The 24022-nt window shown below is 67.5% G+C and carries 31 protein-coding genes, 1 tRNA gene and 1 pseudogene; 16 read left to right on the top strand and 17 right to left on the bottom strand.

What is annotated here, in order from left to right; all coding sequences use genetic code 11:
* Nucleotides 1–64: 64 nt before the first annotated feature.
* A complete protein-coding gene (locus ACJJV7_RS04675) occupies nucleotides 65–559 on the bottom strand; it encodes a glutathione peroxidase (protein WP_405372839.1) in 495 nt (164 codons plus the stop codon).
* Between the two features lie 63 nt (nucleotides 560–622).
* Here ACJJV7_RS04675 and dusB point away from each other — a divergent pair, with 63 nt between their 5' ends.
* The 7 genes from dusB to ACJJV7_RS04640 all read left to right on the top strand — a co-directional run bounded on the left by dusB (nucleotide 623) and on the right by ACJJV7_RS04640 (nucleotide 6975).
* Nucleotides 623–1783 (top strand): tRNA dihydrouridine synthase DusB, encoded by a 1161-nt coding sequence (dusB, locus tag ACJJV7_RS04670; protein WP_405372840.1) that lies wholly within the window; start codon nucleotides 623–625, stop codon nucleotides 1781–1783.
* Complete coding sequence (locus ACJJV7_RS04665) at nucleotides 1776–3146, top strand: deoxyguanosinetriphosphate triphosphohydrolase (RefSeq protein WP_405372841.1); 1371 nt, start codon at nucleotides 1776–1778, stop codon at nucleotides 3144–3146. Before dusB ends, ACJJV7_RS04665 begins: the two co-directional genes overlap by 8 nt.
* The gene (gene dnaG, locus ACJJV7_RS04660) at nucleotides 3146–4999 is read left to right on the top strand and encodes a DNA primase (protein WP_405372842.1); all 1854 of its coding nucleotides are present in this window, start codon (nucleotides 3146–3148) and stop codon (nucleotides 4997–4999) included. The genes ACJJV7_RS04665 and dnaG overlap by 1 nt, the downstream gene beginning before the upstream one ends.
* 33 nt (nucleotides 5000–5032) lie before the next feature.
* A complete protein-coding gene (locus ACJJV7_RS04655) occupies nucleotides 5033–5800 on the top strand; it encodes an ATP-binding cassette domain-containing protein (RefSeq protein ID WP_405372843.1) in 768 nt (255 codons plus the stop codon).
* A 61-nt stretch (nucleotides 5801–5861) separates the two neighbouring features.
* Nucleotides 5862–5937: transfer RNA gene (locus ACJJV7_RS04650), tRNA-Asn, on the top strand.
* Between the two features lie 198 nt (nucleotides 5938–6135).
* A complete protein-coding gene (locus tag ACJJV7_RS04645; protein ID WP_405372844.1) occupies nucleotides 6136–6426 on the top strand; it encodes a hypothetical protein in 291 nt (96 codons plus the stop codon).
* A 45-nt stretch (nucleotides 6427–6471) separates the two neighbouring features.
* Entirely contained in the window at nucleotides 6472–6975 is a 504-nt protein-coding gene (locus tag ACJJV7_RS04640) for a GNAT family N-acetyltransferase (RefSeq protein WP_405372845.1), read from the top strand.
* Nucleotides 6976–7098: 123 nt separating this feature from the next.
* Here the strand turns inward: ACJJV7_RS04640 and ACJJV7_RS04635 are convergent, their stop codons facing one another.
* Entirely contained in the window at nucleotides 7099–7404 is a 306-nt protein-coding gene (locus tag ACJJV7_RS04635) for a hypothetical protein (RefSeq protein ID WP_405372846.1), read from the bottom strand.
* A 908-nt stretch (nucleotides 7405–8312) separates the two neighbouring features.
* Here ACJJV7_RS04635 and ACJJV7_RS04630 point away from each other — a divergent pair.
* Complete coding sequence (locus ACJJV7_RS04630; protein WP_405372847.1) at nucleotides 8313–8840, top strand: pyridoxamine 5'-phosphate oxidase family protein; 528 nt, start codon at nucleotides 8313–8315, stop codon at nucleotides 8838–8840.
* Nucleotides 8841–9013: 173 nt separating this feature from the next.
* Here the strand turns inward: ACJJV7_RS04630 and ACJJV7_RS04625 are convergent.
* The 6 genes and pseudogenes from ACJJV7_RS04625 to ACJJV7_RS04600 form a co-directional block, all read right to left on the bottom strand.
* Nucleotides 9014–9232 (bottom strand): annotated as a pseudogene (locus ACJJV7_RS04625) (amidohydrolase); the annotation flags it as partial.
* A 90-nt stretch (nucleotides 9233–9322) separates the two neighbouring features.
* Nucleotides 9323–9910: an NAD(P)H-dependent oxidoreductase gene (locus tag ACJJV7_RS04620; RefSeq protein ID WP_405372848.1), complete on the bottom strand. Its 588-nt coding sequence runs from the start codon at nucleotides 9908–9910 to the stop codon at nucleotides 9323–9325.
* A 99-nt stretch (nucleotides 9911–10009) separates the two neighbouring features.
* The gene (locus tag ACJJV7_RS04615) at nucleotides 10010–10318 is read right to left on the bottom strand and encodes a DUF4235 domain-containing protein (protein WP_405372849.1); all 309 of its coding nucleotides are present in this window, start codon (nucleotides 10316–10318) and stop codon (nucleotides 10010–10012) included.
* A gap of 37 nt (nucleotides 10319–10355) precedes the next feature.
* Entirely contained in the window at nucleotides 10356–10658 is a 303-nt protein-coding gene (locus tag ACJJV7_RS04610; RefSeq protein ID WP_405372850.1) for a DUF3618 domain-containing protein, read from the bottom strand.
* 113 nt (nucleotides 10659–10771) lie between these two features.
* Complete coding sequence (locus ACJJV7_RS04605; RefSeq protein WP_405372851.1) at nucleotides 10772–11635, bottom strand: oxidoreductase; 864 nt, start codon at nucleotides 11633–11635, stop codon at nucleotides 10772–10774.
* A 78-nt stretch (nucleotides 11636–11713) separates the two neighbouring features.
* Nucleotides 11714–12979: an amidohydrolase family protein gene (locus tag ACJJV7_RS04600; RefSeq protein WP_405372852.1), complete on the bottom strand. Its 1266-nt coding sequence runs from the start codon at nucleotides 12977–12979 to the stop codon at nucleotides 11714–11716.
* A 126-nt stretch (nucleotides 12980–13105) separates the two neighbouring features.
* On the opposite strand from ACJJV7_RS04600, the gene ACJJV7_RS04595 reads away from it, so the two are divergent.
* Nucleotides 13106–13534 (top strand): MarR family winged helix-turn-helix transcriptional regulator, encoded by a 429-nt coding sequence (locus ACJJV7_RS04595; protein ID WP_405372853.1) that lies wholly within the window; start codon nucleotides 13106–13108, stop codon nucleotides 13532–13534.
* A 248-nt stretch (nucleotides 13535–13782) separates the two neighbouring features.
* Here ACJJV7_RS04595 and ACJJV7_RS04590 read toward each other — a convergent pair whose 3' ends face one another.
* Entirely contained in the window at nucleotides 13783–14298 is a 516-nt protein-coding gene (locus tag ACJJV7_RS04590; RefSeq protein WP_405372854.1) for a hypothetical protein, read from the bottom strand.
* A 228-nt stretch (nucleotides 14299–14526) separates the two neighbouring features.
* Between ACJJV7_RS04590 and ACJJV7_RS04585 the strand changes: the two genes are divergently transcribed.
* Nucleotides 14527–14952 (top strand): hypothetical protein, encoded by a 426-nt coding sequence (locus tag ACJJV7_RS04585; RefSeq protein WP_405372855.1) that lies wholly within the window; start codon nucleotides 14527–14529, stop codon nucleotides 14950–14952.
* An 81-nt stretch (nucleotides 14953–15033) separates the two neighbouring features.
* On the opposite strand, the gene ACJJV7_RS04580 is transcribed toward ACJJV7_RS04585, so the two are convergent.
* Both ACJJV7_RS04580 and ACJJV7_RS04575 read right to left on the bottom strand, forming a co-directional pair.
* Entirely contained in the window at nucleotides 15034–15777 is a 744-nt protein-coding gene (locus tag ACJJV7_RS04580; protein WP_405372856.1) for an alpha/beta fold hydrolase, read from the bottom strand.
* A gap of 7 nt (nucleotides 15778–15784) precedes the next feature.
* Nucleotides 15785–16546: a DUF429 domain-containing protein gene (locus tag ACJJV7_RS04575; RefSeq protein WP_405372857.1), complete on the bottom strand. Its 762-nt coding sequence runs from the start codon at nucleotides 16544–16546 to the stop codon at nucleotides 15785–15787.
* A gap of 74 nt (nucleotides 16547–16620) precedes the next feature.
* On the opposite strand from ACJJV7_RS04575, the gene ACJJV7_RS04570 reads away from it, so the two are divergent.
* Nucleotides 16621–17220, top strand: coding sequence for a class I SAM-dependent methyltransferase (locus ACJJV7_RS04570; protein ID WP_405372858.1), 600 nt, complete (start codon nucleotides 16621–16623; stop codon nucleotides 17218–17220).
* Between the two features lie 9 nt (nucleotides 17221–17229).
* On the opposite strand, the gene ACJJV7_RS04565 is transcribed toward ACJJV7_RS04570, so the two are convergent.
* Nucleotides 17230–17580, bottom strand: coding sequence for an ArsR/SmtB family transcription factor (locus ACJJV7_RS04565; RefSeq protein ID WP_405372859.1), 351 nt, complete (start codon nucleotides 17578–17580; stop codon nucleotides 17230–17232).
* 89 nt (nucleotides 17581–17669) lie between these two features.
* Here ACJJV7_RS04565 and ACJJV7_RS04560 point away from each other — a divergent pair, with 89 nt between their 5' ends.
* The 3 genes from ACJJV7_RS04560 to ACJJV7_RS04550 are packed head-to-tail and all read left to right on the top strand — an operon-like array spanning nucleotide 17670 to nucleotide 19569.
* A complete protein-coding gene (locus ACJJV7_RS04560; protein WP_405372860.1) occupies nucleotides 17670–18461 on the top strand; it encodes an aquaporin in 792 nt (263 codons plus the stop codon).
* Nucleotides 18454–18858, top strand: coding sequence for an arsenate reductase ArsC (locus ACJJV7_RS04555; RefSeq protein WP_405372861.1), 405 nt, complete (start codon nucleotides 18454–18456; stop codon nucleotides 18856–18858). The genes ACJJV7_RS04560 and ACJJV7_RS04555 overlap by 8 nt, the downstream gene beginning before the upstream one ends.
* A 60-nt stretch (nucleotides 18859–18918) precedes the next feature.
* Nucleotides 18919–19569 carry a DUF6226 family protein gene (locus ACJJV7_RS04550; RefSeq protein ID WP_405372862.1) on the top strand — a complete coding sequence of 217 codons (651 nt, stop codon included), beginning with the start codon at nucleotides 18919–18921 and terminating at the stop codon, nucleotides 19567–19569.
* A 29-nt stretch (nucleotides 19570–19598) separates the two neighbouring features.
* Here ACJJV7_RS04550 and ACJJV7_RS04545 read toward each other — a convergent pair whose 3' ends face one another.
* The 3 genes from ACJJV7_RS04545 to ACJJV7_RS04535 all read right to left on the bottom strand — a co-directional run bounded on the left by ACJJV7_RS04545 (nucleotide 19599) and on the right by ACJJV7_RS04535 (nucleotide 22513).
* Nucleotides 19599–20477: an aldo/keto reductase gene (locus ACJJV7_RS04545; protein ID WP_405372863.1), complete on the bottom strand. Its 879-nt coding sequence runs from the start codon at nucleotides 20475–20477 to the stop codon at nucleotides 19599–19601.
* A 160-nt stretch (nucleotides 20478–20637) separates the two neighbouring features.
* Nucleotides 20638–21375 carry a ZIP family metal transporter gene (locus ACJJV7_RS04540; RefSeq protein ID WP_405372864.1) on the bottom strand — a complete coding sequence of 246 codons (738 nt, stop codon included), beginning with the start codon at nucleotides 21373–21375 and terminating at the stop codon, nucleotides 20638–20640.
* Between the two features lie 55 nt (nucleotides 21376–21430).
* The gene (locus ACJJV7_RS04535; protein ID WP_405372865.1) at nucleotides 21431–22513 is read right to left on the bottom strand and encodes a GTP-binding protein; all 1083 of its coding nucleotides are present in this window, start codon (nucleotides 22511–22513) and stop codon (nucleotides 21431–21433) included.
* A gap of 52 nt (nucleotides 22514–22565) precedes the next feature.
* Between ACJJV7_RS04535 and ykgO the strand changes: the two genes are divergently transcribed.
* Both ykgO and ACJJV7_RS04525 read left to right on the top strand, forming a co-directional pair.
* Nucleotides 22566–22688, top strand: coding sequence for a type B 50S ribosomal protein L36 (gene ykgO / locus ACJJV7_RS04530; RefSeq protein ID WP_405372866.1), 123 nt, complete (start codon nucleotides 22566–22568; stop codon nucleotides 22686–22688).
* Between the two features lie 61 nt (nucleotides 22689–22749).
* Nucleotides 22750–22992, top strand: coding sequence for a hypothetical protein (locus ACJJV7_RS04525; protein WP_405372867.1), 243 nt, complete (start codon nucleotides 22750–22752; stop codon nucleotides 22990–22992).
* Between the two features lie 32 nt (nucleotides 22993–23024).
* Here ACJJV7_RS04525 and ACJJV7_RS04520 read toward each other — a convergent pair whose 3' ends face one another.
* Nucleotides 23025–23414, bottom strand: coding sequence for an ester cyclase (locus ACJJV7_RS04520; RefSeq protein ID WP_405372868.1), 390 nt, complete (start codon nucleotides 23412–23414; stop codon nucleotides 23025–23027).
* Between the two features lie 4 nt (nucleotides 23415–23418).
* Nucleotides 23419–23985, bottom strand: a complete 567-nt coding sequence (gene def / locus ACJJV7_RS04515; protein WP_405372869.1) for a peptide deformylase — start codon at nucleotides 23983–23985, stop codon at nucleotides 23419–23421.
* Nucleotides 23986–24022 lie beyond the last annotated feature (37 nt).

The raw sequence follows: 24022 nt of genomic DNA, 5'->3' as shown, positions 1-24022 counted from the left end.
GGAGACGACGGATGCCGCCGCGGCCGAGGCCTGCGGCGGCATCGCGTCGATCGGGTGAGGAAGCTCAGGCGAGAGCGGACTCGATCGCCGCGATGACCTCGGGCTCGTTGGGCTTGGTCTGCGGGCGGAAGCGGTGCAGCTGACCGTCGCGCGTGACGAGGAACTTCTCGAAGTTCCACATGACGGGGCCCTTGGCCCGCTCGGCGTTCGTCGTCTTCTTCAGCGCCTTGTAGAGCGGTGCGGCGTTCGATCCGTTGACTTTCACCTTGTCCATGATCGGGAAGGTGATGCCCCAGTTGACGGCGCAGTAGTCGAGGATCTCGTCCATCGAGCCCGGCTCCTGGCCCATGAACTGGTTGCACGGGAACCCGACGACCTGCAGGCCGCGGTCGCCGTACGTCTTCTGGAGCTCCTCGAGCTGCTCGTACTGGGGAGCCAGTCCGCACTTCGACGCGACGTTGACGATCAGGAACGCTTTGTCGCCCAGCTCGCTCAGTGTCGCCTCCTTCCCGTCAGCGGTGGTGAACGGGATCTCGGTGATCGCAGGAGTCTCAGGCATGATTCCACGATAGGACCGCCGGTCGTCCCGCTCCCGCCCCAGGTCTGGGAGAATGAGATGGATATGTCGACCACCCTCGCCCCGCCCGCGCCCCTGCGCATCGGCCCGCTCGTTCTCGATGCGCCGGTCGTGCTGGCGCCGATGGCGGGCATCACGAACACCGCCTTCCGCCGCCTGTGCCGTGAGTACGGCGCGGGACTCTACGTGAGCGAGATGATCACGACCCGCGCCCTCGTCGAGCGCAACGCCACGACGATGCGTCTGATCCGGCACCACGAGTCCGAGACACCGCGCTCGATCCAGCTGTACGGCGTCGACCCGACGACGGTCGAGGCCGCGGTCCGCATCATCGCCGAAGAGGGCCACGCCGACCACATCGACTTGAACTTTGGCTGCCCGGTGCCGAAGGTCACCCGCAAGGGCGGGGGAGCGGCGCTGCCCTGGAAGACCGGCCTGTTCCGCGAGATCGTCGAGCGCGCCGCGCGCGCGGCAGGCGACCTCCCGCTGACGGTGAAGATGCGCAAAGGCATCGACGCCGATCACCTCACCTACCTCGAGGCGGGGCGCATCGCGGAGGGCGCGGGAGTCGCCGCCGTCGCTCTGCACGCCCGCACGGCATCCGAGTTCTACTCCGGCACCGCCGACTGGTCGGCGATCGCGAAGCTGAAGGAGACCGTCACGAGCATCCCCGTGCTCGGAAACGGCGACATCTGGTCGGCGGCCGACGCGCGCCGCATGATGACCGAGACCGGCTGCGACGGCGTCGTCGTCGGTCGCGGGTGCCTGGGGCGGCCGTGGCTGTTCGGCGACTTGGCCCGGGAGCTCGGATCGGGCCACACCGCTCCTGCCGTCGATGCCACGCTCGGGTTCGTCGCCGCGGCGTTCCGCCGTCATGCAGAGCTGCTCGTCGAGTTCTTCGAGGACGAAGGACGCGGATGCCGCGACATCCGCAAGCACGTCGCCTGGTACTTCAAGGGGTACCCCGTGGGCGGCGAGCTCCGCGCGAAGCTCGCGACCGCGTCGACGCTCGAGGAGATCGACGACCTCCTCGCCACGCTCGACCTCGATGCGCCCTATCCCGGTGAGGCTGCCGAGGGTCAGCGCGGACGCGCCGGCACGCCGAAGCGGCCAGCCCTGCCCGACGGATGGCTGGACTCGAAGGAGCTCGGCGACGCGGCATCCCTCGCCCTCGCCGCTGCGGAACTCGACACCAGTGGTGGCTGAGCTGGCCAGCGGGGTCGGCATCGCCTCGGGGCGCCCGGCCGGCTACGACGATCACGACGCAGAGCGGTTCCACCCCGAGCAGCATCGCTCGCAGCGCGACGGTTTCGCGCGCGACCGTGCGCGTGTGCTGCACTCGGCCGGCTTTCGCCGCCTCGCCGCGAAGACGCAGGTCCTGAGCCCGGCGAGCCCGGCCGACTTCGCGCGGAACCGGCTCACGCATTCGCTCGAGGTCGCGCAGGTGGGTCGCGAATTGGCGATCGCCCTCGAACTCTCACCCGACGTCGTCGACACCGCGTGCCTCAGCCACGACCTCGGCCACCCGCCGTTCGGGCATAACGGCGAACGCGCCCTCAACGATTGGGCCGAAGACATCGGCGGGTTCGAGGGCAACGCGCAGTCGCTCCGGATCCTCGCCCGCCTCGAGCCCAAGGTCGTCGACGCCGAGGGGCGCAGCGTCGGGCTGAACCTCACCCGAGCGAGCCTCGACGCCACCTGCAAGTACCCGTGGACGTCGGAGCACGCGATCCCCGATCCCGGCGGACGGCAGAAGTTCGGGGTCTACGCCGAGGACGAAGCGGTGTTCGCATGGATGCGGCAGGGCGCCCCCGGTCGCGTGCGCTGCATCGAGGCGGAGGTCATGGACCTCTCCGATGACATCGCCTACTCGGTCCACGACTTCGAAGACGCCGTGCTCAACGGCTACCTCGACCCGCGCCGCCTTGCTGATCCTCGGGAGCGCGAGGCGATCCTCACGGCGATCCAGTCGTGGGTGGGCCTCGGGTTCAGCCGCGACGAACTCGCCGACGCGCTGTACCGGCTCCTCCGGCTGCCCGAATGGGTCACCGACTTCGACGGGACCCGCGCCTCGATCGCGCGCCTCAAGAACCTGACGTCGGAGTTCATCGGTCGGTTCGCGCGCGCCGCGACCGCCGCGACCCGCGAGCACTACGACACTCCCGCGCTGACGCGGTTCCGGGGCCGGATGATCGTGCCGCGCGTCATCGAGGCCGAGATGGCCGTGCTGAAGGGCACCATCGGCGCCTTCGTGGTGTCGATCGACGGGCGGAAGGGGCTCTACAAGGAGCAGCGCCGGGTGCTCAAGCGGCTGGCATCCGCTCTCCGTGAGCGTCCGGAGCATCTCGATCACATGCACGCCGTCGACTTCGCCGCCGCCGAGACCGACGCCGATCGCACGCGCGTCATCGTCGATCAGGTGGCTACGCTGACCGACCGGTTCGCGATCGAGTGGCACTCCGTGCTCGTCGGGCCCGTCGACCTGCGCGAACTCGGGCTCTGGCACACCGGTGCCCGCAACGTCGCCGCCCCCGGGTTCGCCCTTCCCGAACCGATCGAGGGTCTCTGATGGCGCGCATCCGTCAGGCTGACGTCGACGAGGTCAAAGCGCGGACGAACATCGCAGACATCGTGGGGGAGCGGGTCGCGCTGAAGTCGGCCGGAGTGGGCTCGCTCAAGGGTCTGTGCCCCTTCCACGATGAGCGGAGCCCCAGCTTCCATGTACGCCCCCAGGTGGGGTACTACCACTGCTTCGGCTGCGGGGAGTCGGGCGATGTCTACTCGTTCCTCCGCGCGATGGACCACCTGTCGTTCACGGAATGCGTCGAACGTCTTGCCGGTCGGATCGGGTTCTCGCTCCACTACGAAGACGGCGCCGCCGCACCTGAGACGAGCGGCCGCACGCGGCTGTACCAGGCGAATTCCGCCGCGGCGGAGTACTTCCGGTCTCAGCTCGCGAGCGCTGAAGCCGAGGCGGGTCGCCGGTTCCTCGGCGAGCGGGGCTTCGACGCCGGTGCTGCCGCGCACTTCGGGGTCGGTTACGCCCCCAAGGGCTGGGACCACATGCGCGATGCGCTCCGCAAGCAGGGGTTCACCGACGAGGAGATGGCGACCGCAGGTCTGGTCTCGCAGGGCCAGCGCGGCGTCTACGACCGCTTCCGCGGGCGCGTCGTGTGGCCCATCCGCGACCTGACCGGTCAGACGATCGGGTTCGGCGCGCGAAAGTTGTACGACGACGATCAGGGCCCGAAATACCTGAACACCCCCGAGACGCCGATCTACAAGAAGGCCCAGGTGCTCTACGGGCTCGACCTCGCCAAGAAGGACGTCTCCCGTTCGCACCGAGTCGTCGTCGTCGAGGGGTACACCGACGTGATGGCATGCCATCTCGCGGGCGTCACGACGGCGATCGCCACCTGCGGCACGGCGTTCGGCTCCGATCACATCTCCGTCCTCCGCCGGGTGATGGGCGATGACAGCGCCTCGGGCGAGGTCATCTTCACCTTCGACCCCGACGCCGCCGGCCAGAAGGCGGCGCTCCGCGCGTTCGCCGACGAGAAGCGCTTCGCCGCGCAGACCTATGTCGCCGTCGCTCCCGATGGCCTCGATCCCTGCGATCTCCGTCTCAACAAGGGCGATGGTGCGGTGCGGGCGCTGATGGATGCCAAAGCGCCGATGTTCGAGTTCGTCATCGACCAGAAGCTCACCGGCTTCGATCTCGGAAGTGTCGAGGGCCGCGTCGGTGCGCTCCGGGCCGCCGCCCCGATCGTGGCGGAGATCCGCGACCCGTCGCTGCGCCCCGGATACACGCGGGTGCTCGCCCGCAAACTCGGCATGGATCTGGGTGAGGTCACTCCCGCGGTCGAGCGCGCGGCGCGCGGGAGCCGCGCCTCGCGAGACAACGAGTCACCGCCGGTCGACGTCGCGGGCGCCGCGTCGGGGGAGTCGACCCGGGTGACGGTCGCGACCTTGCCGCGGACGGCATCCGTGGCGCTCGAGCGAGACGCGATCATGGGGATCCTCCAGTACGGGCACACCCTCGACTCGGCGGAGCTCGAGGCGGCGCTGGGCCTGCCGATGCAGCATCCGGCCCTCGACGCCGTGCGGCAGGCGATCGTCGCGCAGCCCGATCGCGCACGCGTGGGCTGGTCGACGGACGCCGTGGATGCCACGCGCGAGCCGTACCGCACGCTCGCCGCTGAGCTGCTCACGACCTCGTTCCCGGCGCTGACGGAGGTCGAGGCGAAGGCGTCGACCGCGTCGCTGTGCCGTCGGCTCCGGTTGCGGGCGATCGACCGGGAGAAGGCTGAGCTGCTCGGCGCCGTGCAGCGTGTCGCGCCCGACTCCGAAGAGGGTCGCCGCGTGAGGGTCGCGCTGCGCGATCTGGATCAGCTGCGACGCGCGCTCACCGAGACCGAGTAGCAGGTGCACGTGGCGACAGGGAGGATGACAGGCATGGTGGAGTCAGAGGCTCGGGATGCCGGGGTGGTCTGCGACGATCTGTCGATCGAGCGGGTGTCGGCGGGGCTGCGAGTGGTCGACGGTGTCTCGGTGCGCGTCGACGCCGGCGGGGCACTCGCGGTCATGGGCGCGACCGGGTCGGGCAAGTCGAGCCTCGCGGCCGCGCTGGCCGGAGTCCACGGCCGTGACCTGTCGGTCGTCGGCGGATCCGCTCATGTCGCCGGCATCTCGCTGCGGGCTCGAGGAAGGCAGCGCCGCATCCGTCAGTACCGCACCGGCTACCTGGCGCAGGGCGCCAACGCAGCACTGCCCTCTCGGCTGACGGTGGCGGAGATCGTCGCCGAACCGATCACGGCGCGCGATCGTCGGGTGAACGAGCGCGCGCTGGCACTGCGGGTCGCCGCTCTTCTCGACGAACTGCACCTGCCGATCGGATCGTCGCCGAAGTACCCGTACGAGCTCAGCTCGGGAATGCGCCAGCGCGTCGCGATCGCACGCAGCCTGGTGCTCGACCCCGAGGTGCTCATCGCAGACGAGCCGTACGCCAACCTCGACGTCGACGTGCGGCCGGCTGTTCTCGAGGCTCTTCGCCGACGTCAAGAAGACGGTATGACCCTCGTCGCGATGTCCAACGACCGTGAGTTCGTCACCGGGCTGGCGGCACAGGTGCTCGTCATCCGCGCCGGTCACCCGGTCGGAGTGGGGGCGGATCTCGACTCGCTGCTGTGGACCCCGGACGAAGCGACGAGAATCGGCGGATGATGTCGTGAGCACCCCTCGGGTTTTGATACGATAGTCGGGTTGCCCGCTCGCGGGGAACTGATCCTCGGTAGCTCAATTGGCAGAGCAATCGGCTGTTAACCGATAGGTTCTTGGTTCGAGTCCAAGCCGGGGAGCCACTGAACCGCTAGAACCCCTGGGAATCCGGGGGTTTTTGCGTATTCGTACTCTGCGTACCCCGCAATGAGGCGACGAAGTGTCGGGACTGCGAACGTAGCCACCTGAACTGCCCCCGGATGAAGATGCGGTCGGACCCATCGCATGAGCGATCCGAACATCGGTCGCGTCCGCCGGATACACGACATACGCTCGAAAGGGTGAGAAAGAAGCAAACCGTGCGCGGGCGCAAGTCTTGCATCGCGATGACTATCGTCTGGTCGCTCGTCGCCATCTTCACGGTCGTACTGATGATCGTCACGGCGTCGGCGGACGAGAGCTACTCACTCGCCCAATGGATTCTCATGTTGTTCATCACCGTGTCAGCCGTGACCAACCTTGTGTGGCAGGTGTGGCGCTGCGTCCATCTCTCCTCCCGGACGACGGCACCATCGAAGGTGCGAACCGAGCGGATGCCCGCCTCACAAGGTCAGCTCTCCGAACCGCGATAGCATATCCACCGAAGCCTTCGCCCATCCGGGCGGAGGCTTTTTTGTATGACCACATCTCGCAACTCGCTGATCGTCACCATTGCGTCGGAGTCGGATCGCCCCGTACTTGAACGGCTGTGGACGATGTTCAGGCATGACATGTCCACTTTCACGGATGCACTTCCAGACGAGCACGGGCGGTTTCGGCAAGAACGGCTAGATGCTGCACTCTCGAACCCCCGCTGGGCGGCGTTCGTCTTCCGAGTAGGCACGGCGACGGTCGGTTTCGCGGTTGTGCGAGGGCTTGACGCTGGGACACGAGTCATCAGCAGCTTCTTCATCGCGCGGGGCGGTCGACGTAGCGGCCTAGGACGTGCTGCCGTGGAGTATGTGACGGCTTTATACCCAGGTCGCTGGTCGGTCGCATTCCAGGACGGCAACACCACGGCCTCGCTGTTCTGGTCGACCGTGGCGGCCAACGCAGACGAACATTGGGTACTGGATCACCAACCTGTTCCAGGCCGTCCCGAGCTTCCTCCCGATGCCTGGATCCACTTCACCGCCGGGTAGCAGGACCCCGGCACGTTGAGGCTCCCAAAAAGTCCCCAAGAGAAGAAGAGTAGGCGAGCGCTCACGGTCATACGGCCCATGGGAGTTTCGTCGTTTCTGGGGAGTTCGCGGCCCCGACTGTGTCTACGCGGCGCGAACGCCGGGCTCGGGAACGACCCTCATTCCGCCGAGACTGTTGGCGTCGACGATCAACGCGTCTACCCACGCGAGGTTCAGACCACCATCCCGGGGCAAGGAGTACCGGTATTCGAGATTGACCGCCGGGTGGAGCCACACCGACACTCGCCCGCCTCCGAGGCTGTGGTGAGTGGACCACGAGAAGACGAACGATTCGCGGCGGCGGAGCTTCGTGGTGAACGCCGCCTCCAAGTGCTCGAGAGTGCGATCGTCGTAGACGACCGAGGTCGTTCCGATCGTGAGGTGTCCCATGCGTTTTCGAGGCTCCTGGTAGACGTGGTGGCGGGTGCGTGAGGACCCCGCCAGGTTGCGCGCATTGGGGGATACGTGGCCACAGGCGGAGTCCCCACTGAGCCTGACCCTAGGTCGATCCGATAAGTGATACTAGGGGCTGATCGTCACGGGACAGGATCCCCTCGCAACCGACCCCCCACAGGAGTTGCAAGACGATCCACCCACACAGGAACGCTCGAAGATCTGAGACCGTCGGGGGCGTGGCGGGGCTCCTTCCGGAGGGGTCGGGGTTGCCCAATCCGACCTATCGTCAGCGTGTCACGGAAGGTCGGCCGGCGATAGGGGGCGGATGCAAGCAGGAGCGCAGCGTGGCTCGCTGACCTCGGCTCGATCTCCCACTGCGTCGGACAGTTCCTCAGTAGACAATGAGTCCGAACGACCCCGGCGGTCCCACGAGGTCGGAGGAATGTTCCGACCGGTTTCGGCCGCGCCTGACGGTGGCCCTATCGCTGAGCGTGATTGCGTGACACTGTCAGCACTGAGGGGCGGTTCGGGAACCCGCCTCCTGTTACAGAAGCCCCGCCACGTACCGCGGATCGTGTTCGCGTGTTCTTGGAGAAGGGTGGATCCTCTCGCAGTCGCCTGGGGGGCTGATTGTGAGGGGGTCCTGTCTTCTGGATGCACGCGACGGTGCTTATGACTTGAGCGGGATCGTCTCGAGTGGGGGCCTCGTTTTCTATAGCCGGCGCATCCCCCCAGGCGTACGGCTGACGGGGTCCCCACGCCAGCCGACCGCCCCAGATTCTTGGCCCCAGGAGCACATGATGAACGCACACACGCATGTCTCAGCTGAACGCCCCGGCCCGCTCGATAGTGGAGGGCGATCGGGGGGAACGGGTCGTCGCAGCCGCGACGAGGTTCTCTACTTGGCGACGACCGAATGCTGGAGTCTCATCGAGGCGGGCAGTGTCGGCCGGCTTGCGGTGATCGGTGTTGATGGGATGCCGGACATCTTCCCGGTGAACTACACCGTTCACGACGGGTCGGTCTATATCCGGTCTGCTCCGGGGTCGAAATTGCTCGCTACGACGGTGCATCCCGTCGGGGCCTTCGAGATCGATGGTGAGGATCGGGAGTCGTACTGGAGCGTTGTGATCCGAGGCGTCGCCGAGATCGTCGAGACCGATTCGGAGATCCACGCAGCGGGCGTTCGAGCCCTGGTGTCGTTGAGTCCGACGGCGAAGTACAACTATCTCCGTGTGACGCCAAGGTCGATCGCCGGGCGACGGTTCGCGAAACGCTCAGAGGCGCAGGATGATCACGTGGAGGGGATCCTGAGCGCGCGAACAGCTGAACCAGAACTGCATTTCCTCGCAAATCCCGCCGTATCGTCACGGCGCGATGCATCGAGCGCGCGTCAGCCCATCCCGATCGCTCACTTCCCGCCCCTCTGAGAGCCGGACGCGGGGAGAAGTCCTAGCTGCTGGGTCCCGGATCGAGGGCCTGCCCTCGACGGTGTTCTCCGAGACTTCGTCTGTTCCGCTGGTGCGCACGGTCCCCGCCCGCCATGGCGAAGCCCCCCGAGCGAGCAATCACGCAGGACGAGGTTCGATTTCGTCGCTGTCGACGGGAGACCGTCCATGTCGGCGCGGAGCCAAACGACCGGACCAGAGCCGTTCTCGCAGACGGCAACGACGCCCGTTCCCCCGATGCCCTCCGTGACCGCAAGGCCGAGCCGTCGCATCCTCGCCGCGGCGATCGCGGCCGTGCGATGCTCCTGAAAGCCGAGCTCGGGGTGCGCGTGCAGGTCGGTGTAGAGGTCTTCCGCTGTCACAGGCTCGGGCATGCGCTCAAGCCAGCACCGCACTTCCCGCCGTGGTCGGGTGAGAACCGCGACGGATGCCGTGCGTGTCACGCCAGCTCGAGAGACCCCTGGTCAGCCACGGATGGCGTGAACGGTCGCCCGAACGGCGTCGTCGATGCGGGCGGAGCGGGCATCGGCGTCATCGCCCTCCGACTCGTGGACGAAGACCGTCGAGCCTCGCTTCGCTCCGGAGTAATCCACCACGCCGTGTTCGATCTGCGTGCGGATCGCCTCGACGTAGCCATGCCGTTCGTACGTACCCGCTGCGTCGCCCGCGACAAGGATGAGATGCACGGTGAGCTTGCCCAGCCGCCGCCGCGTTCCGCCCACGGGGTCGATGTCGAATGCCCATCCGTTGATGAAGACCCGGTCGATCCAGCCCTTGAGGAGGGCTGGCATCGACCACCAGTACACGGGGAAGACCAGGACGAGGTGGTCCGCCCCGTCAATCCGCCGCTGCTCCCGAACGACCTCAGCGGGAGCGCCTGCGTCCCCGCGATATGTGGCGCGGTCTTCGAGAGTGAACCGCGGGTCGAAGCCCTCCGCCGCGAGGTCGGCCATGTCGACCGGGCCTGGCTGCAGGGCGTTGCGGAGCTGCTGCGCGATGCTCGCCGTGAGTGAGGTCGGGTCCGGATGCGCGGTCACGATGAGAGTGGTCACGATGACCTCAAGCGAATCACTCCCGCGCGTATTTCCCGCGATCTCCGTCCGCTGCGCAGAACGACCGTGCTCGCGTGGCCGACGCACGGCCGAGCTGCCTCAGTCGCCAGGCCATTCACCTGTTGCTCGCTGGAAGGCGCGTGCCCCACCTCGATCGACCAGGGCCTTCACGAGGGCGAACAGGGGCCCCTGCAGCGCCGCGGCAACAAGTACCTCTCCCAGGCCGTACTCGGACTCCAGTGATTTCGGGCTATCGTCGCGGTGCGTGGGGCTCGCCCGTTTCCAGAGCTGCTTGAACACGACGCCGGCTACGGCGCCACTGATGATTCCGTTGAGGAGGCCGATCGGGCGGTACAGGATTTTGGCCGACGTGCTGGACCTCGTCTCTTTCGAATTCTTCTCAGCCACGATGAACCTTTCGACGTGAGGGACGAGAGTCAGGACGTCATCCTCGACGACGTCGGATAAGCGCGATGAGGAAAAAGCGCACCGCGGTGCTCGAGAAGACAATGGCGACCCAACCGTTCCGGTTCGGTGTCAGGCCATGCTCGGTCAATGCGTCCTTCGCGCGATGGGCATGTGCTGTCGCGTTGTCGCGCGCTTCTTCGATGTGCGTGGCAACCTCGGTCTTCACCCTGTCAACATGGCGTTTTGCGCGCGATCTGACGTCGACCTTCGCGGCGAGCTGCTCGACCGTTTCGCCGAGCTCTCGGCGCGTCCGCTCGATGTCTGATTCGATCTCGGCCACCGGTGCTCCCTTCTGCGGCTCGGGTACCGCCTCGCCTCCTGGCCGATTCATTGGGCTGGTGTCGCGCGGGGTCTTCGGTTTAGTGCGCGGGTGTTTCTTCCTTTCGCGGCGGGCTAGGCCAGGAGGGTGAGGTCGTCCTCGGTGAGGGTGATCGAGGCGGCGGCCATGTTCTCCGCGAGGTGGTCGAGCGATCCGGTGCCGGGGATGGCGAGGATCGTCGGGGAGGTCGCGAGGAGCCAGGCGAGAGCGATCTGGGCCACGGTCGCGTTGTGGCGCGCGGCGATGTCGGCGATGTGTCCGGTGGCGAGGTCTGTCATTCCGCCACCCAGGGGGAAGAACGGGATGAAGGCGATGCCAGAGCGTTCGCACTCGAGGAGGAGGGAGGCGTCGTCGCGTCGTCCGGCATGGAAGTTGTTCTGCACTGCGACGACGGGTGCGATGGTGCGAGCTTCACTGAGCTGCCCGCTGGTCACGTTGCTAAGGGCCAGGTGGCGGATGAGGCCTTCGGCCCGTAGCTCGGCGAGAGCTTCGTAGCGCGAGGCGATCGACTGAGCGGGGTCGGGCGCGAGCCCTCCTCCGGCGCGGAGATAGACGATGTCGAGTCGGTCGAGGCCGAGTTCGTTGAGATTGGTTTCGACCAATGTGCGCAGCTCGTGCGGTTCGCTCGCCAGACGCATTCCCCCGCCGGAGAGGAGGGCGGGTCCGACCTTCGTCGCGATGACGAGGTCGTCCTGATAGGGGAGGAGCGCCTCGCGGATGAGGGTGTTGGCCCGCACGCGCCGGTCATCGCTGACGTAGAACGCTGCGGTGTCGATGTGATTGACGCCGAGTTCGACGGCTCGCTGGAGGACGAGCATCGCCGTCTCCGGATCACGAGCTGGAGCGCCCATGCCGTTGGATGCGAGACGCATCGCACCGAATCCGATGCGGTTCACCGGCAGGTCGCCGCCGAGGAGGAATGAGGTAGAGGATGTCATGAAGAACCTTTCAGAGGTCAGAGGGGAGAACGGGCTGCTGCGAGCTGCTCGCGCGCCGTCACAGCGATGAGTAGACCGTCATGTCATCGTCGCCACCGCGACGTCGCGGATGTCGGCGGCCAGCGCGTCTAGGTCGTCGCGCAGGAGCCTGCCATTCGCCTTGAGGACACGCCCAGCCACCATCACCGTGTCGATGTTGCCGGGATGCGCGGCGGAGACAAGCGCGGCGATCGGGTCCATGCTGGCACCCAGCATGTTCGGCGCGAGTGCGTCGACGATCACGATGTCTGCCTCCTTGCCGGCGGTGAGCGAGCCGGTCCGATCTGCCATGCCGAGCACCGTGGCGCCGTTGATCGTCGCCATCCGCAAGGCGTCGATCGGACTGATCGCGCTCTGGCGGGCGACGTGCGCGCCGAGAATCGCCGCACGCATGGTGGAGAACATGTCGCCCGGCGCTGACGTGACGGCATCCACGGACAACGAGGTCGTGACCCCCGCCTGACCCAGTCGGCCGATCACCGGCGCACCGCCGTGGAACTGCGCCTCCGCGGCCGGAGCGCTCGACACGAAGCTGCCGGCTTCTGCGATGAGTTCGAGTTCGGAGTCGTCGAGTGTGTCGCCGTGCACGAAGATCAGACCCTCGCGGAGCAGACCGGCTTCACGGAGGGCGGTGACCGGTGTTGTCGTGACGGGACCCTTGCTCACATGGAACGTGATGCCCACCCCGAGCTCGTCGGCCAATGCCCAGTCATCGCTTACGGCGTCCGTCGTGGCGAATGAGGGCCCGACGGGGGCCAGGATCATAGTGACCAGATCGTCCCGATCGGCGAGCCGGTCCCGTCGCACCCGGCGAGCGTCGTCCACGTTCCGTTCCCCCTGCATGGGAAAGCCGTACCCGAAAACTGCGCGAGCCCCGGAATCGAGCAGCGCATCGATGGCGGCATCCGTGTGGTTGGTCGTGTGCAGCGCGTGCGAGTAGTCGAGGACTGTGGTGACACCGCTGTCCACGCACTCGAGCGCTCCGGCGAGGGTGGCGGTGCCGACGTGGGTGGCGCTGAACTGGGAACCGAAGCGTCCGAGCACCCGCTGGAGGTAGCCCATGAGGTCCACGTCGGTGGCGGAGCTTCGCAACGCTGTCTGCCAGAGGTGGCGATGAGTGTCGACGAAGCCCGGAACGACTATCTTGCCGCGAGCGTCGATCACGGTGGCGTCAGGCGCGTGCAGCTTCTCGCCGATGGCGACGATCCGGCGCCCTTCGACCAGAATGTCCTGATTCGACGCGGCGGTCCCCGCGAGCACGTCGATGACGGTGCCGCCGGAGATGAGTGTGCGTTGCTGGCCCATGAGACCCCTTCTCGAAAAGCTTTACATAAAGCTATGTGAGAAGGAGAGTAGCATGGCTGCATGGTGATGAGATCAGACACGGTAGGGCCGTGGGTGGCGGCATGGAGACGCGAGCTTCCGGCGTCCGTGGGACCTTCCACGGAACTGGTCAAGCGGGTCCTGCACCTTTCCGGACAGCTCGAGGCGATCATGCGCTCCGAGCTCGCGGCTCTCGATCTGACTCCGGCGGAGTTCGACATCCTCGCTGCGCTCCGCCGGCAGGGGGCTCCGTTCGCGATGCGTCCGAGAGACCTCGCGCACTCGCTGATGCTCTCGAGCGGTGGGACGACGAATGTGGTTCACAGGCTCGTGACCCGAGGGCTGGCGTCACGCGAGGCCGATCCGGATGACGCCCGAGGAAAGATTCTTCGGCTGACCGCCGACGGCGTCGCGCTCGCCGAGCGCGCCGTATTGGCGAACGTCGAAGCCCAAGAGGCGCTCTTCGCGAAGGTGCCGGCATCGACTGTCGGTGCTGCGACAGCTGCGTTGCGCGCCGTGGGTGAGGAACTCACCTAGATCGGACTGCGGGAGATTTCCTGACGCCCGATGGGGCTAACCCGAGGCATCACGCGTCTGCAACCCCCGTTCGCCGATGTGAGCGGTGTCCGTAGCGTGCGGGCATGTGGTTCGATACATGGTCCGATGTCCTGAGAGTCGTTCTGGTCGGAGTCGCCTCCCACGGCGCGCTAGTCCTTCTCGTGCGCGCTCCCGGCAAGAGATCGCGCGCCGGGTGGGAGGGCTGATCGCGTCCGTCAGCTGCAGCCTCAGAGGTACTCGTTGCGCGCCGCGAAGGCGATCGAGTGGTCTCGGATGTCATCCCAATCAAGCACCACTACGCCGTGAGGCCCCGTCGCGTCGTCACATCGATCGAGCAGACGCTCGGTGAGCGCGGCGACGCTGCTGCACTCGCTCACGTCGAGAAACGTGACCTCGACGTCACGAGCCCGGTCACGTTCGAGGCTCGAATGGATGCGGGCACCCAGCGCGGACGCGACGCGATCGAACCGGCCCGCGTGTCGGGGGGCGAGCATGACGGCGAACACCATGTGGCGGACGGACGGCTCGTTGCGGGCCGCCGCCAGGGCGAGCGTCGCCCAGGCGCGGAGTCGATCCTGCCCGCTCTGACGTCCGTCTTCGCGCAGGTCAGCGAAGACGAGGATCGCCCGAGGCGACGTGGCGACAGCAGTCTCGCTCGCGGCGCGCTGGGCGTCATCGAGGGCTGTCATTCCGCGAGCGAGCGGCGTGGCCGTGTCGCCGAGGAGGAGGGTTCCGTTGCTCATGGTGTGCTTCCTGTCAGAGGGAACGGAAGATCGCCCGTTGCCGACCAGACTTCCCGGCTCACCATGTGCGTGCCCAGCAGACCCTACTCGGTTTCGTCGCGGAAGGAGAACGTCCCGACCCCCGTCGGTCATCGGTTACATCCGACGTAGCGCGAGTCATTCCCGCGGTGGACGCGTGTCATCCGAGCGACCGACGACGGCGCCGGACCGCTTTCATAGCGTTGACCTATGACCTCGTCGTCCCCAGCGCCCGGCTTCGCTGCCCTCGGCCTCATCAGCATCGCCCTGATCCTCGGAGGGTGCTCGGCGTACGACGCCGCAGCGCACGGCAGGGCCACGTCCACGTCTCCCAATGAGACCGCCTTCACGAAGGCCCACCCCGATACCGCTCCCTGGCTGCCCGTCGACGCCGCGTCGATCACGGTGGTGCAATCGACCCGAGAAGCGAACACGATCACGATCGGTTACGAATCGGCGACCGAACCTGAAGGATGCGAGACGGTCACGCGGACGTCCGCGCCGACGATGGATATCGACGCCGATGTGGATGTCTATGCGATCGACTCCGTGCTCCGCTGCGATCGGTGGGCTGTCGCACACGATGGTGACCGCTGGGTCGCGTGGACCCCCGCTTCGGAGGCCACGCAGCCCTGAGGGGCGAGTCTCCGTCGTCACCGCGTGCCCGCGTGATGAGCACCACTTCGTGAGCAAGGGCGCGGGCACAGCGACGAGCCGTCAGTCCGATTCGAGCCAAGCGACCACCCGGTCTCCGAACCAGTCGGGACGCTGCAGCGGGATGCCGTGACCGCATCCCTCAGCGACCGAGAGCACGCTGCCGGGAAGGGCAGCATGGATCATGCGCGCCGAATCGAGCATCAGGCGGCGCTCCCTCGCGCCGACGAGGACGAGAGCCCGCCCCCGGAACGTGGACCACCCGGCGGGCAGCTCGAATCGCACGTTGCTTCCGACGGCGGCGAGCAGCGTCGCTCTCGTGATGCGGGCGCTGGTGCTGAGGTACTCCTCCATCAGGTGAGCGGGGACGAAGAGCTCCCGGGCTTGCAGTTTCGCGAACCACCGTCTGCGCGCCAGCGGCGCGCTCACGCCGAGGACGGCGAGGGTCAGGTCGGTGAAGGGCAGAGGTTTCGCCTGAGCGCTGACGACCATCACCTCGCTCACGATGTCGGGATGCCGCGAGGCCAGCTCGATCGCGAGCTGCGCGCCCAGAGAGAAACCGACGATCGCGACAGGCCGACCAGGAACCGCAGTGGCGAGCATCTCGATGATGGCGGCAACGGTCTCCGCGTGAGCAGCGTAGGGCTCGTCTGCCGAGCAGCCGTGCCCCGGCAGGTCGGGGACGATGACGGTGTGGTCCGCGGCGAGTCGTTCCCGCAGGGAGTCCCACATCCATCCCGCGACTCCACCGCCGTGGAGGAGGAGCACGGGCGCCGCATCTGCACGGCCCGACACTGTGAAGAACACCGGGCCTTCACCCCTCGCCGTCGCGGTCGTTCCGCACGAGATCTGCCACCGCTCCATCCGGCAAGGCGATCCAACCTTCGCGGCGAGCGCGATCGAGAAGCGCCTCGGGCGGCGGTTCATAGCGCCCGAGGTACGCACTGCGCGCCGCCAGCGCGGCGACCACGGCGTCGAGGGCATCCGCCGAGGCGATCATCTGTGCAGTGAAGTCGCCGATGTCCAGCCACGGCGTTGCGCCACGGATCTCCCTGACGAGCCGCTCACGGCTCGCAGGGTCGGTGCGATACCCGGTCGTGGAGAACCCCCAGAGCCGCAACGAGGCTCCCGGGTACACCTCGACGACGGTGCCGAACCCCGCCCGGTCCACCGTCGTCCCGTTGGCGTTCAGGCGCGCCAGGAGGCCTGCGCACCGCATCGCGGTCAGCCCCAAGCGGTCGGTGGAGACGCTCAAGGGCCACCGGCCCGTTCTCGCATGGACGACGCGATCGGTCTCGCGAAAGGCGAGCGTGCGACGCCACGCCCTCCCGCCTTCGGGCCCGGATGGATTCGGTGATCCTGCCGAGTGCGCCGTCACGAAGCTCACGAATTCATCTGGCCATCCGAATGCGCAGTCGATCCCGAGCTTGTCCACGTTCGGCGCCGCCGCGACGATCTGCTCATCGTCCACCCCGACATGAAGCTCGCGCAGCCGGGCTCCGGAGGCGGACCACTCGATGATCGCGAGCGCGGTTCCCTTGCTTTCCGCGGCGAGGTCGACACCGGCTGTCCGCATCTGCCAAGACTAGAGCGAGGTGACAGCGCGAGGTGTGACGGCCCCGTGGTCCTCGGCGTCGCTACGCTCGGATCGTGCCCACGACGACCGCGGCCTATTCCGCCCGCGCTGCCGAATACGCCGAGGTCCTCGGTTCGATGGCAGCCGTGCACGCCTCCGATCGGCAGATCGTGGAGTCCTGGGCGGCTCGAGTGAGCGGACCCGTCCTCGACGCGGGCTGCGGACCAGGTCACTGGACACGTCATCTCACGGAGCTCGGTCTCGCTGCCCGCGGAATCGATCTCGTGTCCCCTTTCATCGCCCATGCCCGGGCGACCTTCCCCGGCATCCGGTTCGATCTCGGAACCATCGATGACATCGACGAGCCGGATGCCTCCCTCGGAGGCGTCCTGTCGTGGTTCTCGACCATTCATCACGACCCGGACGCCATCTCCGTGCCGATCGCGGAGTTCGCGCGGGTGCTTCGTCCGGGGGGACATCTCGCCCTCGGATTCTTCACTGGCGCCGTGGTCGAACCCTTCGACCATGCGGTGGCACGTGCATTTCGCTGGCCTCCCGAGGCACTGAACCGCCTGCTCGACGAGGCCGGCTTCGACGTCCTGGAGACGTATGTGCGCGACGCCCGCGGCGAACGCGCCGTCGGAACGACGCTCTGCGAGCTGCGACGTCCGTGACGGCCGCCGTCACGGACGGAGCGCGCGGGAGGCGGCATCGAGCGCCTCTGTGACGACCCGGTAGTAGGCCCACCGACCCCGCTGCTGTCGGGTGACGAGGCCCGCCTCGACGAGCTGCTTCATGTGATGCGAGACGGTCGGTTGCGACAATCCCACAGGCCCCGTGAGGTCGCAGATGCAGGCTTCGCCCTCACGGGATGCCGCAATCAGGGACAGCAGGCGCACCCGCGTCGGATCACCCAGGGCTTTGAAGATCCGGGCTGTACGTTCGGCGTCCTCGGCAGAGATGACGGCGCCGGTGACCGTGCTGGCACAGGTCCCACCGTCGGTCGACCTCAGCAGGGGGAGCAACGTGGGCATGGGGCGATCTTCCCACGTCAGATTGACAACTGTCGATGGATGGGTGATTCTCGATCCATCGAGGTCGATCGATGTGAGAGGGATGCCTGATGGAAACCGCGTCACCCGAGACCGGCCCATCGTCGGCGTCGCTTCACGCGCGACCTCTCCTGGCGCGGCGGCTGACGGCGGAATTCGTCGGCACGGGCATGCTCGTGACCGTTGTCGTCGGGTCGGGGGTCGCCGCTCAGCGTCTGTCGCCCGGCGATGTCGGGTTGCAACTGCTCGAGAACAGTCTCGCGACCGCACTCGGCCTCGCTGTTCTCATTCTCATGTTCGGACCCGTGTCGGGCGGTCACTTCAACCCCGTGGTCACACTCGTCGATTGGCTGGTGGGCAGGCGTCAGCGCAGCGGGCTGCCGCGGGGTGAGGTCGCGCCGTACATCGCTGCACAGGTGACGGGGGGAGTCTGCGGAACTCTTCTGGCCGGCGTCATGTTCGACCTCGCCCCCCGCTTCAGTGAGACCCATCGCGCGAGCAGCGGCCACCTCGTAGGCGAGGTCGTCGCGACCGCGGGCCTCGTGCTCCTGATCTTCGCGCTCGCCCGCACCACCACCGCAGCGGTGACGGCCGCCGCCGTGGGGGCGTACATCGGAGCGGCCTACTGGTTCACCAGCTCCACCTCCTTCGCCAACCCGGCGGTGACGATCGCCCGAATGCTCACCGACTCCTTCGCGGGGATCGCTCCGGCATCCGTCTTTCCGTTCATCGCGGCGCAGACAGTCGGCGCCGCTCTCGGGCTCGCGCTCGTCCTTATTCTCTATCCCGCGGCAGAGCGCACCCCTCCGCTCGTCGTCCCCACCGCCTCGACCTCACCTCGCACCAGGAGCAGCAATGACTGACAGCCAGAAGCCCGCCGTTCTCTTCGTCTGCGTGCACAACGCCGGTCGGTCGCAGATGGCCGCCGCCTACCTCCGCGCGATCGCGGGAGACCGGATCGACGTCTTCTCCGCAGGCAGTCAGCCCGGCAACGCGGTCAACCCGAACGCGGTCGCCGTCATGGCCGAGGAGGGCATCGATCTGGCGGGCGCGGTTCCGCAGATCCTCACCACGGACGCCGTCCGTCAGGCCGACGTGGTCATCACGATGGGATGCGGCGACGCCTGCCCCATCTTCCCCGGCAAGCGCTACGAGGACTGGGAGCTGACCGACCCCGCGGGCCAGTCGCTCGACGTCGTCCGTGAGGTTCGCGACGACATCCGGGCGCGGGTCGGAGAACTCGTCGACAGCCTCGTCTGAGCGGCGAGCGCCGGGGGAGTGCCCTGGAGACGTACCGGAACGATGCGCCAGGATGACGGAATGAGTTCTTACGTCCGCCCTGTGATCGAGGCACCGGTGTTTCGCGATGCTGATGACGCCGTCATCGACTACGGGAGCCGGTGGGACGACTCACCTCCGGAGGACACGTACTCGGTCGGCTCGCATCCCGAACGGTTCGCACCACTGCACGTCGTTGGCGACGCCCTGATCTCCCATCTCCGAGAGACGTACGACGTCGAGATAGAAGAAGGCGTGGAGACGGCGGCGGACCTGTTGCGTCCCGCGTTTCACGATGTGGTGCGCGCCGTGCGGATACGGCCCAACGCACCACAGTGCGCACCCTTGACGTTCGTCTTCACCGCGTACCCGGGGATCGACGTGCACGCGGGCCTCCTGCACGATTTCCGCTACCCCGTCTGTGGGTGCGACGCCTGCGACTCGACCTGGCAGCGCGAGGCCGGTGAGCTCGAAGACCTCGTGTTCGCGACCGTCACCGGCAATTACCGGGAGACGGTCGAATCCGGCGCTCATCCCTGGGTCGGTTACGCCTTCACCTACGCCTACGGTGCGAGCTCCGGGCAGTCCCGATCCGATGATTTTCCCGCCGCGAGTCTGAAAGCCGCGGGGCCGATCCTCCGCGCCCTTCCCGACGGATGGCGGCCTTGGCCGCGCTCGACCTCTTCCTCCTGATCGACGACGTCGAGAGCGGCGGTGTTCCGTCAGTCGTTCGCGCTCGGCGGAGGAGTGCCGAGGTCTTCGACGGCAGCGAAGAAGTCGTCGGGCACCTGGGTGTCGGTGAGTCGCGCGAGGTCGGCGAGACGGTCGAGTGACGGGACGCCGACGACCGTCGAATTCACGCGAGGGTCGCGGAGGGAGAAGTGCAGCGCCGCCGCAGCGAGCTCCACCCGATGGTCGTCCGCGAGAGCTCTGACCTTCTTCACGTGCGCGGCGAAGTCGGGCGGCATCGGTCGATAGCCATAGGTCTCCGCGTTGTTCGCGAGCGTTCCGCCGCCGAACGGAGCCGCGTTGAACACGATCATTCCCCGCTCGCGTGCATCGGCGAACAACTGTGCGGCCGAGCGGTCGACAAGGGTGTACCGGTTGTGGGAGAGGACGACATCGAAGACGCCGGTCTCGACGTACTCACGCACCTGCGCGAGCGTGCCCGAAGCGATCCCGATCGCGCCGATCACGCCTTGATCGCGCAGGTCCAGCAGTGCCTGCACCGGACCGTCCGGGGCCATCGCGTCGTGGAACGTGATGCCGTACGGGTCGTGGAACTGGTACAGCGGGAGCGAATCCACCCCCAGCCTCGTGAGCGACTCGTCGAGGCTCCGCCTCACCCGGTCGCCGTCGAAGGCGCCCGTGACGGGGTCGCTGTCGGCCTTCGAGTAGATCGCCGTATGGCCGGGGATTCCGCCCGCACGGCGAACCGCGTCACCGAGGAGCTGCTCGCTCCGGCCTTCGGCGTAGTTGTTGCTGGTGTCGACGTGCCCGAGGTGAGAGGCGAGCAGCGCGTCGGCGAGCTCCTCCGCGCCGGGCCGGTCGCCGAGGCGTGACGCGCCGAGGATCACGGGCGTCGGAGTGAGCGGAGTCATCGGCACCCCCCTGAGATCAGGGCGTGGGCGGTGGTCACGACCAGCGCTTCTGCGGGTACCTGCGTCTCGTTCACGATGAGCCTCTCGACTTCCCTGTCGCTCGGGTTTCCTCGGACCCTAGCACCGCCCATGGCGCCGTCGACCCTCCTGCCGACCCTGCTCACGAGCTCACCTGGTGGATGTAATAGCTCGCGAAGAAGCCGAGCGCCGTGATGAGGCCGGTGAGGGTGTGCGTCCGTCGGAAGGCATCCGGCAGCATCGTGTTCGCGAGCATTGCCAGGATCGCTCCCGCGGCGACAGCCGTCACGATGCTCTGCACGCCGGCGGGTGCCGCGCCGAGCAGCGCGTAGCCGGCGAGTGCCGACGCGGTGCAGGCAGCGGTGATGACACCCCACACGCCGAAGACGTATCCGGCGCCGCGACCTTCGGCCTTCATGTCGGCTGTGCTGGAGAGCCCCTCGGGGATGTTGGAGATCATGACGGCGACGAGCACGCCGACCGGCAGCGCTCCGCCGCCGGCGAGCTGGACGCCCTGGACGGCTGTTTCCGGGATGCCGTCGAGCAGCGCTCCGAGGGCGATGCCGAGGCCGGATCCCGAGGCCGCCGCGCGGTCGTGTCGCCGCTTCCGCCGCGCACCGCGGTGTTCCAGCCAGCCGTCCAGACCGACGTACAGCACGGCGCCGCCGAGGAAGCCTGCCATCGAGGTCGCAAGGCCGCCGACCTGGGTGGCCTCGGCAACGAGGTCGAACGCGAGAGCGGAGATGAGGACTCCGGCTCCGAATGCCGTGATCGCCGCGATGACCCAGGGTGACACTTTGACATACCAGGCGAGGGCAGCGCCCGCGATGAGAGCGAGTCCCGACAGGAGTCCGGCGCCGGCGGCCAACAAGAGTTCCACTCGATGAGGCTAGTTCGGCGACGCGCCGTCAGCACCTGGACATCCGCGGCGGGCGTCAGTGGAGGTGGGTGACCCACTCGGGGAACGCATCGGCGTACCGTGCCCACGAGCTGACCCCGGCGAGAAGCTCCTCATCGGTGAGAAGGCACGCCGACAGCGCGGCGTGCAGGGCGTCTTCGCGGAGGTCGATTCCGAAGAAGACGATCTCCTGGCCGGTGGGGGACTCCGGGTCCCAACTGGACATCGTCGTGGGATCGAGATCCAGGATGTCGCCGGCGATCGACCACCACCCCACGCGCCCGGGCCGGCTCGCCAGCTGAACGAACCCTCGGGAGCGCACGATGTGCCCGACGCGGGCCGGGGTGAGCTGCGAGACGACGGCATCATGCAGACGCCCTGGGTGGAAGGGGCGCGGGTCTCGGAAGACGACCGATCCGACTCCGTGCCGTGCGGCCTGGGGGACGGCGTTCTCGGCGAGGGCGAGTTGCCACCCCATCGACGCACCCAGCTGGTGGGCGCGCCCCCGCGTCGGCGAGGGCGCGAGGGTCCTCGACCCTGCAAGCCCTTCGAGCGGCACGACCCGGGCCCGCGGCGCCATGCGCGACAGCAACGCCCGCACGAGGACGGTCTCGCTGGATGTGGCGTCGCTCCCGAGATCGGTGAGGACGATGACGCTGGCGAACTCCAGACGCGATGCCAGCTGACCGGGTCGCCGGAACTCCGCGAGCAGCGTGTCCGACGACGCTCCGTCAGGTTCGGCAGGGGAGAGGAGCACCTGCACGATCTCACGCACGGACGTCACGGCGACGACATCCCGGATGCCGATGGGCTCGGTGGGAACTCTGCTCGTGAAGATGTGCTCCATGACGAGCGCGATCTCGGTCACGTCGGCGGTGGGCTCGAGGAGCACGATGAGATTCCCACGGTGCCCGGCCGACGCGTCGTCGAGGAGCTTCTCCGCGAGGGCCAGGGCGAACTGCGCGGGATCGTCGTCGGGTGTCTCGGCAGCGGGAGCCGGGCTCGCGTCCGCCACTCCTGCCAGGATCCCCGCGACGACAGCGCAATCGCGGGCCCGGGTTCCCGACATCAAGGTGACCGCGAGCGACGGGCGGGAAGGGTGGTGGAGAGGGGTGGTCACGATCGACTATCGTAGATGAGAAGCGTTCTCAATAACAAACCAAGGAGCACCTATGAAGGTCAGGAACTCGCTGAAGACGATGAAGAAGATGCCCGGTGCGCAGGTCGTGCGCCGACGAGGCCGGGTCTTCGTCATCAACAAGCTCAACCCCCGGTTCAAGGCGCGGCAGGGCTGATCGTCTGGATGTTCACCTGGGCGTTGTTGTGCTGCTCGGGGCCCCGGACCATGATGAGGGCATGAGCAGCCACGGGACGGGTTTCCTGCGTGCGATGACCGCGGGTGAGGTCATCGGCGCCATCGTCATCCTCGTGTCGGTGGTGATCTTCTTGTGGTCTGCCGCGGTTTATGGGGCAGGCGGCGAGTACGCCTGGTTCCCGCTCGCTGGCGCCTTCGCGACGGGAGTGACGGGCGTCGGGATCCACGCCGGCGCCGTCCGCGCTCGCGAACGCAGGATGGGCAGCTCCTCGCTCAAGCGCTAGCGAGCCGATGGGGTTCGTCGGCGCCCGTTGCCTCAGCCGGCCAGCTGAGCCATCAGTTCGGCGTCGTCCGAACCCGTCGAGCTGACGATGCGCCCGCCGGCCACTCGCACGAAGACGAATTGCGCCACATTCACGTGGCGGCGACTCGCGCGGATGCCGTGATAGTCGCCGATGTGCGTCCCGCCGCCGCGAAGGTGCGCGGCCGCACGGTCGTCCTCGACGACGAGCTGGATCAGCTTCCACTGCCAGTCGGGGAAGGCGCGGAAGAGGTCGGCGACGTCGTCGATCCAGGCGTCCGCTCCGCCCGGCAGATGCGCTCGTCGCACGCCGTCATCCAGAAAAGAGCGGATGCCGACGAGGTCATGCCGGTTGCATGTCTCCAGGTAGTCGGCGAACCACTCGTGGAACTCCCAGGGCTCCACGGTCTCAGGCGTCGAGGTCGTCGACGCCCGGGGTCCACATCTGACCGGGCTTGCCCCAGCCGCGCTTCCGCGCGATCTTCTGTGTCGTCTTCCAATCCGAGTCGTCGAGTCGGTCGACGTAGAGGATGCCGTTGAGGTGGTCGAACTCGTGCTGCATGATGCGCGCACGCCAGCCGTCGACGCGGATGTCCACGGGGTGGCCGTCGAGATCCGTCCCCTCCACCCGGACGGCATCCGCTCTGCGCAGCGGGAACCGCTCACCCGGGAAGGACAGGCAGCCCTCGGACTCGTCGTCGGGATCGGGAACGCCGGGCTCGGGCGGGGTCATCCACAGCTCGGGGTTCAGGATCACCCCGCGCCATGACTCTCCGTCGTCGTCCTGATAGGCGTATGTGTATATGCGCAGGCCCACCCCGACCTGGGGTGCGGCCAGGCCTACGCCGGGCGCCGCATCCATCGTGTCGAACATGTCGGCGACGAGAGTCCGAATCTCATCGTCGACCTCTGCGACAGGAGCGGCGACGGAATGGAGAACAGGATCTCCCATGATGCGAATCGGTAGAACGGCCACGTCGCCAGCCTATTAGTCCTCCGGCCGGTATCGTCGT

The sequence above is a fragment of the Microbacterium sp. Ld4 genome, assembly GCF_045066555.1.
In the GTDB taxonomy this organism is placed as follows: domain Bacteria; phylum Actinomycetota; class Actinomycetes; order Actinomycetales; family Microbacteriaceae; genus Microbacterium.
Note: the sequence above shows the minus strand (reverse complement) of the source record. Positions and strands in the feature narration are given on the sequence as shown.

Bases quoted from the DNA above. Each gene is read 5' to 3' on its own strand.
- ACJJV7_RS04525 (WP_405372867.1), top strand. From the start codon at position 22,750: ATGAGCAGCCACGGGACGGGTTTCCTGCGTGCGATGACCGCGGGTGAG.
- ACJJV7_RS04550 (WP_405372862.1), top strand. From the start codon at position 18,919: ATGAGTTCTTACGTCCGCCCTGTGATCGAGGCACCGGTGTTTCGCGAT.
- ACJJV7_RS04575 (WP_405372857.1), bottom strand. From the start codon at position 16,546: ATGCGGACAGCCGGTGTCGACCTCGCCGCGGAAAGCAAGGGAACCGCG.
- ACJJV7_RS04675 (WP_405372839.1), bottom strand. From the start codon at position 559: ATGCCTGAGACTCCTGCGATCACCGAGATCCCGTTCACCACCGCTGAC.
- ACJJV7_RS04655 (WP_405372843.1), top strand. From the start codon at position 5,033: ATGGTGGAGTCAGAGGCTCGGGATGCCGGGGTGGTCTGCGACGATCTG.
- ACJJV7_RS04555 (WP_405372861.1), top strand. From the start codon at position 18,454: ATGACTGACAGCCAGAAGCCCGCCGTTCTCTTCGTCTGCGTGCACAAC.
- dusB (WP_405372840.1), top strand. From the start codon at position 623: ATGTCGACCACCCTCGCCCCGCCCGCGCCCCTGCGCATCGGCCCGCTC.
- ACJJV7_RS04565 (WP_405372859.1), bottom strand. From the start codon at position 17,580: ATGCCCACGTTGCTCCCCCTGCTGAGGTCGACCGACGGTGGGACCTGT.
- ACJJV7_RS04600 (WP_405372852.1), bottom strand. From the start codon at position 12,979: ATGGGCCAGCAACGCACACTCATCTCCGGCGGCACCGTCATCGACGTG.
- ACJJV7_RS04640 (WP_405372845.1), top strand. From the start codon at position 6,472: ATGACCACATCTCGCAACTCGCTGATCGTCACCATTGCGTCGGAGTCG.
- ACJJV7_RS04590 (WP_405372854.1), bottom strand. From the start codon at position 14,298: ATGAGCAACGGAACCCTCCTCCTCGGCGACACGGCCACGCCGCTCGCT.
- ACJJV7_RS04545 (WP_405372863.1), bottom strand. From the start codon at position 20,477: ATGACTCCGCTCACTCCGACGCCCGTGATCCTCGGCGCGTCACGCCTC.
- ACJJV7_RS04585 (WP_405372855.1), top strand. From the start codon at position 14,527: ATGACCTCGTCGTCCCCAGCGCCCGGCTTCGCTGCCCTCGGCCTCATC.
- ykgO (WP_405372866.1), top strand. From the start codon at position 22,566: ATGAAGGTCAGGAACTCGCTGAAGACGATGAAGAAGATGCCCGGTGCG.
- ACJJV7_RS04635 (WP_405372846.1), bottom strand. From the start codon at position 7,404: ATGGGACACCTCACGATCGGAACGACCTCGGTCGTCTACGACGATCGC.
- ACJJV7_RS04605 (WP_405372851.1), bottom strand. From the start codon at position 11,635: ATGACATCCTCTACCTCATTCCTCCTCGGCGGCGACCTGCCGGTGAAC.
- ACJJV7_RS04560 (WP_405372860.1), top strand. From the start codon at position 17,670: ATGGAAACCGCGTCACCCGAGACCGGCCCATCGTCGGCGTCGCTTCAC.
- dnaG (WP_405372842.1), top strand. From the start codon at position 3,146: ATGGCGCGCATCCGTCAGGCTGACGTCGACGAGGTCAAAGCGCGGACG.